This window comes from Sulfurovum sp. bin170 (assembly GCF_010892395.1).
Taxonomy (GTDB): Bacteria; Campylobacterota; Campylobacteria; order Campylobacterales; family Sulfurovaceae; genus UBA1140.
The window spans coordinates 1-2,125 of the sequence record NZ_JAACKB010000266.1; the positions used below are offsets into that span (position 1 = coordinate 1).

Annotated in this window: 2 protein-coding genes; one reads left to right on the plus strand and one right to left on the minus strand. The window is 36.0% G+C overall.

Features of this window, described 5'->3' with window-relative positions; translation table 11 throughout:
- Window positions 1–333 (plus strand): DUF4143 domain-containing protein (locus tag GSY74_RS06245; protein ID WP_164664242.1); only part of this gene is annotated, 333 nt, incomplete at its 5' end.
- A gap of 269 nt (window positions 334–602) precedes the next feature.
- On the opposite strand, the gene GSY74_RS06250 is transcribed toward GSY74_RS06245, so the two are convergent.
- On the minus strand, window positions 603–2,125 hold a 1,523-nt coding region (locus GSY74_RS06250), incomplete at its 5' end, for a pentapeptide repeat-containing protein (protein WP_223157487.1).

The following is a 2,125-nucleotide window of genomic DNA, read 5'->3' on the forward strand; positions in this document are numbered from 1 at the left end:
TCCGTACACAAAGGGGATGTGGTAGAGACTTTTGTCTATAGTGAACTGCTTAAACATATTGGCTATAGCTATGTTCAACCACGCATCTACCACTACCGAACCAATGATAAAAAAGAGATTGACTTCATCGTTGAGAGAGCAGATAAGATTTTTGCCATAGAGGTCAAAGCTTCACAGACCATTAAGAGAGATGCGTTTAAACACATCATTGATTTTCAAAAGAAATCTTCTAAAAATATTGTGGACATTGTCTTTTATACAGGTGATACGATTTTGTCATTTGGTGATGAGACAGACAAGAGGTATGCTTTGCCATTGAGTCTGTTTTTTTGATTGATAGAGTGGGTATGAAATTCATTTTATATCTACTACTCCCCTTTGTAGAAAAAACCATAGAGAAACCTGCTCCAGCTTTTACTCGCCACCAAAATATCAGAAACGGCGTAGGTCGGGTTGTCCTCATCCCGACATGAACACGCATAAAATAAAATTTTGATATAACAAAAAAACATTGGCATACCAACACCCATTGAACGATAAAATATTTTGGTATGCGAATCATTGTCGGGATGAGGGCAACCCGACCTACGAGCCAACAAACATTATTTAACCTCAAACTCCCCCAACCCATCAATCAACTTTTCAAACGCTTCTCTATCTTCATCTGTCTCATAAGCAAACCAAGATTTAATCTCTTTGATGTCGAAGAGTTTGTTTTTTAGACCGTAGATTAATAAGCTTTGTAATGTTTTCGCTCCATATTGATTAAAATAATTTATTCTCTCTTTCATACCACATTCAAATACTTCACTAGAATCAAAACATTTAACCAATTGTATGGGCATTATAGTATCCATTCCTATAACAGATGTACTAAACATAATATTAACCAAATTAATATCATTAAACTTAGTGTTCATTAAGGTAGCACGATAAAAACTAATATCCTTAAGAATACAATAGCTAAAGTTCGTACCGATAAAAGAAGAAGTATAAAATCCAAAATTATAAAGAACAGAATATGAAAAATCAATACTATCAAACATTAAACTTCTTAAATCATAAATTATATTATTTCTTAAAATAATTCCCTTAAAATATTCTTGACCCCAAATAGGAGCAGACTTCCCTATAAAATAATTCCACCCCCGAATCATCTCAAACAAATTCTCAGGATTCTCCAACCTCCCGTTAAAAAACCTCCTCTCCTCAGGCTCATCATTATGCAACAAGTTTCCCACCACCAAAGCCAACCACTTATCCATATCAGTAGGAGAGTCACTAACTCGGCTATTCTGAAAAACTGTCAACTCATTATCAAAAAGAGCATGACGAGTCTGGGTTTTAGCCAAAAGTAGCGTAGTTTTCGAGTCTATAATCTCAGATGAAAAGTCCATTATCTTCTCTAGCTGTTTATAATTGATAGCCCAATTTTCCAAAAGTTCATTAGGAATTTTAGAATAACTATTATTATGTTCCACTCTATCAAACCAAGAGTAAAATATATCAGCACTAAATAGCGTATTGTTCTCTTCAGTAGCCAATGAAGCAAACAGAGGATAGAGCAGTTTTCTTTTCTCAATTACATTTTCACACCCATCATCAACACTCTCTTTTAACAGTTTGAGCAACTCTTTAAAAAACACCATCGTCTGCTCTGTTGGCTCTCCAAGTATGAGTTTGCTTCTAGCTGTGTTGAGGTCACTCTGTTTCTCCAAAGCGTACTTGATAAAAACTTTTAGGTAGTACTCGGCTAAGAGTATCTCTGCAAATGATTGGTGTTGAAAATGTAAGTTGTTGTCCTCTTCCCCAAAGTAGGAGTGAGAGGGGAACTCTATCTCTATCACTCCTTTGTCTTTGTAGCGTTCGAGTATGGCTCTGTCTGACTCTCCTCTGTTTTCCCCATCAAGAACCCTACAGATGTCAGCTTTTTTCAAGATACCCTGTTTTCCTTGTTGGCGTTCATACATCCAAAGTGAAGCGATGGCGTGTAAGATGTTTCGGTATCGTATCTCTTCATGTTGGTCAACCCTGTACATTTTATCATCCACATGTTTTGCTTTTTTGGTCAGCAGGTTAATAAAAGAAAGGTAAACCCCTATCTTGCCTATGGCTAAAAAATCCA